We start from the raw sequence: 8123 nt of genomic DNA, 5'->3' as shown, positions 1-8123 counted from the left end.
CAAAAACCTGCTCTGGCGAAGGCGTTCGTCGCGCGCGGGCACGAGATGGTCAGCCACGGCTATCGCTGGATCGACTATGGCGACGTCGACGAAGCGACCGAACGCGATCACATGTCGAGAGCTATCAAGATCCTCGAGCAACTCACCGGCAGCCGCCCCTTGGGCTGGATGACGGGCCGGCCAGGACACAACACCCGACGGCTGCTGATGGAAGACGGCGGGTTTCTCTACGATCGTGATTCCCTGTCGGACGAACTTCCCTATTGGGTGGCCGGACCGCATGGTCCGCACCTTGTCATTCCCTACTCGTACGAAACCAACGACAACCGCTTCAACGAAAACAGCGGGTTCTCGACCGCGGATCACTTCTTCCAATATATGCGCGATGCGTTCGACACGCTGTACGAGGAAGGCCTCGCGGGTTCACCGAAACTGCTGTCGATCGGCCTGCACGATCGGCTGATCGGACGGCCCGGCCGCATCCGGGGCCTCATCAGGCTCCTCGAACACATGAAAAAACACGACCGCGTCTGGTTCTGCCGCGGCATCGATATTGCTCGCCATTGGCACGACAACTTCAAACCGAGGTAAGTAAACGGCGAGCGACCCACGCCGCGGCGCTGCAGCCACATCCGAACCGACAAGCATCATGCCGGAGACAACGATGACGTCGCTCGCCTTCACAGCCGAAGAGTTGCGCTATCTCTCGTCGCTGCGCCAGGATTTCCATGCGCATCCCGAACTCGGCTTTGAAGAAGAACGCACGTCGCAGCGCGTCGCGGAAGAACTGACGAAGATCGGCATTCCTGTTACCAGAGGCATCGGGAAGACCGGCGTGATCGGCGTGATCGAAGGCGAGGCCGGCCCGGGCCGCTCCATTGGCCTGCGCGCCGACATGGACGCGCTTCCCATCCACGAAGAGAGCAACCTGCCGTTTCGCTCGACGGTGCACGGCTGTTTCCACGGCTGCGGCCACGACGGCCACATGACCATGCTGATCGCGGCCGCCCGGCAACTGCAGGCCAGGAAGGCCGAGATCTGCGGCCGCATCGTGCTGATTTTCCAGCCTGCCGAGGAAGGCCGCGGCGGGGCGCGCGCCATGATCGCCGACGGGCTGTTCCAGCGTTTTCCGTGCGACGAGATCTACGCGCTGCATAACGCGCCGGACCGCGATCTCGGCAAAATCGCGGTCGGTCCCGGGCCGGTCTCCGCCAGCGCGGACTTCTTCGATATCGACATCGCCGGCAATGGCGGCCACGCCGCCTTCCCTCACCGCACGGTCGATGCCGGTCTCGCGGCCATCGCCATCGCGCAGGGGCTGCACACCATCGTCAGCCGAAACGTCGATCCGGTCGACTCGGCCGTCCTCTCGGTGACGGCGATGACAGCCGGCTCGACCTACAATGTCATTCCCGACACCGCCCGCCTCTCCGGGACGATCCGGACGATGCGGCCGGACGTCCGCAAGAGCATGGCCGAACGTCTCGTCGCGCTGGCCGACAGCATCGCAGCCGGCTACGGCGCCAAGGCGACCGTCGACATTCGTGACGTCTTCAGCACGCTGGTCAACGATCCGCTGCACGCGGCGATCGTGGCCGACGTGGCGGCGAAGCTGGTGGGAGAAGACAATCTCGATCGCAAGCCTCCGATCGTCATGACCAGCGAGGACTTCGCCGACATGCTACTTCAAGTGCCCGGAGCCTATTTCTTCCTGGGACAAGGCCAGGGTGCCGCACTCCATAATCCGCGCTACGCCTTCAACGACGCGGTGATCCCTTTCGGCGCCTCGATGTTCGTCGAGGTGGCAATGGACCGCTGTGGTACGCCCGGCAGCGTTGGCTGGAATTGACGATTGCGATTTGATCGGCTCGCGGGATGGACCCGCGGTACTACCAACTTTAGCGTAGACTGCCCTTGCCGGCGCAGCTTGTCGTCGTCGAGGAGAACTCGCCGTCGAAGCTGGCGCCGGCCGACCATCGCTGTACGACGGCCGACGCAGCATCCATCGAGACTGCCGCGGAGTTCGCAGCCGGTTTGGCACCGTTCAGCACAAAGGTCGCTCCGGTCGTGTTGAGGACATCGAACGAGCTGTTCGCCGCGCCGCACTGCCAACCGCGGATGCGCAATACGCCGCGTTGACGCACACTACGAGTAATTGACATAATAACCGGCAGGCTCCACGCGGGGACGGCGGCTGGAGCCCGGGCGCGGTGGTGACCCATGCAGAATGGGCTGTACTCGATCCATGTCGACTTGCTGGACGGTCGGTCCGGCAAGGGTAGCGGCGTGGTGCTGTTTCGCGACGGCCGCATCCTCGGCGGCGACGCCTATCTGTTCTATGTCGGCAGCTACACCGTCACAGGCGACGCCTTCCGCGGCGAGGTCACCATCACCCAGCACACCCCGAGCCCTGACGCCAATCCCCTGTTCGGCGGCCAGCGCGAGCCGGTCGGAGTCGGCGTCACCGGCACCTCGACCGGGGGCTCGGCGGTGATGCAGGGCACGGCGCTGGTCGGCAAATCCAGCCAGCTGTTCCGCGCCACCCTGCGCCGGCTGGCGGACGCCGATTAGGCACCAGCCAGTGACGCTCAGGCCTGCTGCTTGATCGGCGGCGGCTCGGCCTCGTCGCGCGGCGCGAGGCGCGGCAGCACCATGCGGATGCGCGTCCCCTCGCCCGGCTCCGAGTCCAGGTCGAGCCGGCCGCCGAGACGGCTGGTGACGATACTGTAGACGATGTGCAGGCCGAGGCCAGTGCCGCCCTGGTCGCGGCGCGTGGTGAAGAAGGGATCGAAGGCACGGCGCCGCACATCCAGGCTCATGCCGCAGCCATCGTCCGAGTACAGAACTTCGACGTGATCGTCGCCGGCGCCGCGGACGACGATCTCGACCGTGCCGGCGCGGCCGTCCGGAAAGGCGTGCGCCACCGAGTTCAGGAACAGATTGGTCAGCACCTGACCGTAAGGGCCTGGATAGGAATTCATCGACAGCCCCGGTTCGCAATCGACCTTCAGCGCCAAATTGTATTTGCGCAGGCCCGGCCGCAGGCTGAGTACGACCTGCTCGGTAAGGTCGCCGAGGTCGAACACGCGCTGATCCGAGTAGTTGCGGTCGGCGGCGACCTGTTTGAACGACTGGATCAGTTCGGCGGCGCGGTTGAGATTGGCGACGAGCTGATCGGCGGCGTCGCGGCTGGTCTGAAGGAATTCGTTGAGCCGCGAGCGCTTGAGATCGCCGCGCTCGACCTCGGCGGCGAACAGCGAGGTCTTGCGCTCCAGCGACGACGCCACGGTGAGGCTGATGCCGACCGGATTGTTGATCTCGTGCGCGACGCCGGCGACCAGCCGGCCGAGCGCAGCGAGCTTCTCCGCCTCGATCAGCGATTGCTGCGTTTCGCGCAGATTACGCAGCGCAGCTTCGGCGGCGTCGCGGGCTTTGCGCATCTCCTGCTCGCCGCGCTTGCGCTCGCCGATGTCCAGCGCCACCGTGACGATGCGCTCGATATTGCCCGCGGCGTCGAACAGCGGCAGCTTGTTGACCATCCATTGCCGGACCGCGCCGGTGGAGTCGAGATATTCTTCCTCGTAGAAGCCAAGCTGCTTCCCGCTTTGCAGCACGCGGCGATCGTTGTCGTCGGTCTTGGCGGCGCCGTAGCGCGACATCAGATCGGAAGTGGTGCGGCCGATCGCATAGGCTGGTTCGATGCCGAGCACGCCCGCCATGTAGCGGTTCATCAGCAGGTACTTGAGATCGGTGTCCTTGACGTTGATCACCGCCGGCACGGTGTCGATCACCTGCTGCAGGAAGCGCCGGCCTTCGGCGACCGCCTCTTCGGCCCGCTTCTGATCTGTGATGTCGCGGACCACACCCTCGTAGCGGGTCACCATGCCGGTCTCGTCGCGCACCGCGCCCGCGCTGTCGGACAGCCACAACACGTCGCCATCACGCCGCTTGGCTTGATACTCGAAATCGCGCACCAGGCCGTCGCGCTGCATCACCTCGCGGTATTCGTCGCGCTTGTGCGGATCGACATAGATGGTCGCGCTGATGTCACGCGTGGCGGCGATCAGTTCGGCCGGACTGTCGTAGCCCATCATCCGCGCCAGCGCCGGATTGGCATCGAGCAGCGCGCCATCCGGCGTGGTGACGTAGATGCCGTCGATCGAGCCTTCGAACAGCTTGCGATAGCTCTCCTCGGCCAGCCGCTGTTCCGCCAGGGCGCGGACCGCCGCTTCGCGCGCGTTGTCGGCTTCGACCAGGGTACGGCGGAACACTTCGGCCGCCCGGGCGATATCGCCGATCTCGTTGCGGACGTCGGTCGCCGGGATCGCGGTGGTCTGCTGGCCGGCGGCGAGTGACCGGATCGCCCGCGTGATCGCCGCCAGCGGCCGGACTGTCCGCCTCACCACGAAGCCGGCAGCCATCAGGCCGAGCAGCACGCCGGCAAAGCCGAACACGATGCTCTGCCATTTGTCTTCCGCCAGCGTGCGGGCAAGATCGCGCGACAGCACACGGCCGCGCCGCGCCGAGGCGTCGCGCAAGAGTTCGGTGACGCGGCCGATCAGGCGGCCTTCGGTGCCGAGCACGTCGCGATCGAGTTCTGCGATCTCCTGGTCCAGCGCGGAGATCGAGATCACCGCGTCGGCGTAGTCGCGCACGGCGGTCGCCGCGGCGGGATCGGGGATGGTCACGGTGCGCATCGCCCGTGCGGCCTCGGCCGCACCGGCCAGGTCGCGCGCCAGCAGAGCGGCGGCGATGCGGCCTTGCTGAGACAGCAGCGAAGAGGCAAGCCCACGATCGGCCAAGTCAGCGACGGCCGTTTCGAAGGCCTCGCGCTGCGGCGGGATCGCCGCGATCATATCGGCCCGGCGCGGCATCAGCGCCGTGATGCGCTGCAGGCCGTCGCGATAGTTCACCAGACGCTCGGTGATGCCGTCGATCATCTCCCGTTGCTCGGGCGCGAGCTCGAGCCGGGTCTTCTTCAGAAGCGCGCCGAGCGCCGAGGCGGCCTCGAACACTTTGCCGGCAGGCTGTGCCGCGGGCTCGGTCATCACCTGCCGCGCAGCAAAGCGCAGGTCGCTCATCCGCCGCTCGATCTCCTCGGCGAGGTCGCCGACGCTCTGCAGCCGCTGCAGTTCGGCGAAGGTGTTGTCGATGTGGCGGATCGCCACCACGCTGGCGATGCTGGTTACGGCGATGATCGCCAGCAGCAGGAAGAAGCTGCCGAAGATCATCTGGCCGATCGACAGCGTCCGCGATCTCACGCTCTGGATCAACGTCGAGACGGCGTTTGGCATTCTGGCGAGACCGAAGCTCCGTCAGGACGGGCCTATTGGCGAAATTGCGCCCCGACAGTACAGCCTCACCCGCCCGACAACAATCCACCCTGCACCGCTGCGGCCGGCCGGACCGGCAGGACGCTGCGAGGTCGGGTGGTTGATCTGTCCCCTGGCCGCTTCGGCACGGCCAGGGCGGTGTGCTGGGCGCGGTCGCCTTGCTAGTTCTTCGGCCGGATCGCGTCGGCCGTCCCCTGGATGAAGGCCTGGATCTTGACCACGTCGGCATCCGTCAGCTTGCCGGTGAAGTCCGGCATGCCCTTCTCGCGGAACGGTCCCTTGAACACGATGTCCTTGAGATGGACGATGTTCTCCGGCCTCGTGTAGCCGAGATTCTTGACGTTGCCGCCGCGATCGACGCCGGGGACGCCGTGGCAGGTGGCGCAGGCTGCGACGTAGATCGCGGTGCCTTCCGGCACGTCCTTGGGATCGTACTGGACGCCAGTCAGCAGGTTGCCCATCTGATACTTGGCGAATTCCGGCATCGGCGCTTTACCGCCGACCGCGAAGGTGTAGACCGTGCCGGGCGCCTCGTGATCGGTCGCGCGGGCGCTGATGCCGAACACACCACCCCAGCCGACAGCGATCGAGACGTACTGCACACCGTCGACCATGTAGGTCGCCGGCGCCGCCACCGCGCCGGTGCCGAGCGGGCTCTCCCACAACTTCTCGCCAGTCTTGGCATTATAGGCAACGAAGCGGCCATCGGCGGTGCCCTGAAAGACCAGGTTGCCAGCGGTGGTCAACGTGCCGCCATTCCACGGCGAGACGTAGTCGGCGTGCCAGACTTCCTTCTGCTGTATCGGATCCCAGGCGACCAGCCGTCCGAACGGCAGATTCTTCGGTGGGACCGCATTCAGCGTGAAGCCGACGTTCCAGCCGGTGGCGCTTCCGAACTTGAACGGCTCCATCTTGTTCTGGTTCAGCGCCTTCTCGCCGGTCATGTTGATCGGCACGCCCTGCGCCGGCAGATACACCAGACCGGTCTGCGGATTGAACGACATCGGGTGCCAGTTGTGCGCACCATACGGCCCCGGGATGGCGTCGAACGGCTTGTCGGGCGAACGCGCCTCGGCGATCTCGATCGGCCGGCCATTGGCGTCGTAGCCCTTGGCCCAGTTCACATCGACGAAATTCTTCGCCGAGATGAACTTGCCATTAGTACGATCGACGACGAAGAAGAAACCGTTCTTCGGCGCGTGCAGGATCACCTTGCGGGGCTGACCGTCGATGGTGAGATCCGCCAGGATCATCGGCTGCGTCGAGGTGTAATCCCAGTTGTCGCCGGGCGTTTCCTGATAGTGCCAGATGTACTTGCCGGTGTTCGCATCGAGCGCCACCAGCGAGGCCAGGTACAGATTGTCACCGCCGGCCGGGCTGCGCAGGTTTCTGTTCCAAGGCGATCCGTTGCCGGTGCCGATGTAGATCATATTCAGTTCGGGATCGAAGGTGATGGTGTCCCACGGCGTGCCGCCACCGCCGTTGACCCACCATTTACCGGCCGGATCCCACGTCTTGGCGGCCGCTTCCATCGACGCGTCCTCGAACGGCTTCGACGGATCGCCAGGGACGGTGAACCAGCGCCACAGTTGATTGCCGGTTTCCGAATCGTAGGCCGTGACGTAGCCGCGCGCGCCATATTCAGCACCGCCGTTGCCGATCACCACCTTGCCATTGAACACGCGCGGCGCGCCGGTGATCGTGTAGGAGTGCGCGTGATCGACAACCGTGTCCTTTTCCCAGACTTTCTTGCCGGTCGCCGCGTCGAGTGCGATCAGGCGGCCGTCATAGGCGGCGACGAACACCTTGCCCTTGTAGAGCGCCACGCCGCGGTTGACGACGTCGCAGCAGCCGCGATAGCCGTCCTCGTGTTTGACCTTCGGATCGTAGGTCCACAATCGCTTGCCGGTGCGCGTATCGATAGCGTGGACGACGCTCCACGAAGCGGTGACGTACATGATGCCGTCGACCACCACCGGCGTGGCCTCGACGCCGCGCTCGGACTCCAGACTGTAGCTCCACTTCAGCCCGAGTTGCTTGACATTGTCGGCGTTGATCTGGTCGAGCTTGCTGAAGCGCGTCTCCGCGTAGTCGAGGCCATAGCTCGGCCAGTCCTTGGTGGTCTTGGCGTTGGCGATGATCGCCGCACTGTCGATCGCCCCGGTGGCGGCGCGGATGCGATCCGCGGAGATGTTTGCGGTCTGAGCCGATGCGCCGCCGTGGCACAGCAATGCGCCGAGCAGCACAGCTGCTCCTACCCGAATGGTTTTGGCGGCGGATCGGTGGGATGGGCTCGTCAGGACGCGCGCGTGCGTCGACCGCACCGCGTCAGCAGGCTGTTCCATGCGTTCACTCCCTTTCGGCCTCTGTCGGGCCTATGCGGAAGTGTCGCGCTCGTTTGAGAAGGCGTCAACTCTGTGAGTGATGAATTAGTCGTCGGCGTTCTAGCGAATGCGCCAATGCGGCAGCGCGAAAGCCGAACTAATTGCCGCTGAATTCAAATACTTCGCCGTCGTAGCCGGCGTCCGCAGGAATTCGCAGCGTGCGCTTGCCGTCTTGTTCACCCATGACCGGCATCACCGCGACGATCGGCACGCTCCGCGCGTGTTCGAGCGCAGCCGCGACGCTCGGTTGTTTGCCGAGCCGGATCAAGTTTCGCGTTGTGGGAAATGGCAACGTGAACCGGCCGCTCTCGCCGCCTTCCAGCGCCTCGCGCGGCGACAGCCATGTCGAATCAGTCGACTCCTTGCCGTCGTGCATGCCGAGCTGCTCCGGCGGCGCTTCGGCCAG

Annotated in this window: 5 protein-coding genes and 1 pseudogene; 3 read left to right on the top strand and 3 right to left on the bottom strand. The window is 65.3% G+C overall.

Translation table 11 applies throughout. The features are described from left to right. The 3 genes from I5M_RS21910 to I5M_RS21895 all read left to right on the top strand — a co-directional run. On the top strand, window positions 1-591 hold a 591-nt coding region (locus I5M_RS21910; RefSeq protein ID WP_022723364.1), incomplete at its 5' end, for a polysaccharide deacetylase family protein. Between the two features lie 73 nt (window positions 592-664). Then, window positions 665-1849 carry a M20 aminoacylase family protein gene (locus I5M_RS21905; RefSeq protein WP_022723363.1) on the top strand — a complete coding sequence of 395 codons (1185 nt, stop codon included), beginning with the start codon at window positions 665-667 and terminating at the stop codon, window positions 1847-1849. A gap of 371 nt (window positions 1850-2220) precedes the next feature. After that, window positions 2221-2571: a GrlR family regulatory protein gene (locus I5M_RS21895; protein WP_022723361.1), complete on the top strand. Its 351-nt coding sequence runs from the start codon at window positions 2221-2223 to the stop codon at window positions 2569-2571. Between the two features lie 17 nt (window positions 2572-2588). On the opposite strand, the gene I5M_RS21890 is transcribed toward I5M_RS21895, so the two are convergent. The 3 genes and pseudogenes from I5M_RS21890 to I5M_RS21880 form a co-directional block, all read right to left on the bottom strand. Continuing rightward, entirely contained in the window at window positions 2589-5294 is a 2706-nt protein-coding gene (locus I5M_RS21890) for a PAS domain S-box protein (RefSeq protein WP_022723360.1), read from the bottom strand. 200 nt (window positions 5295-5494) lie between these two features. Then, window positions 5495-7678: a PQQ-dependent dehydrogenase, methanol/ethanol family gene (locus I5M_RS21885; protein ID WP_031337295.1), complete on the bottom strand. Its 2184-nt coding sequence runs from the start codon at window positions 7676-7678 to the stop codon at window positions 5495-5497. A gap of 136 nt (window positions 7679-7814) precedes the next feature. Beyond that, window positions 7815-8123, bottom strand: a pseudogene (locus I5M_RS21880) (NUDIX hydrolase); the annotation flags it as partial.

Origin of the sequence: Rhodopseudomonas sp. B29 (assembly GCF_000333455.1) — a bacterium.
Lineage (GTDB): Bacteria > Pseudomonadota > Alphaproteobacteria > Rhizobiales > Xanthobacteraceae > Rhodopseudomonas.
Note: the sequence above shows the minus strand (reverse complement) of the source record. Positions and strands in the feature narration are given on the sequence as shown.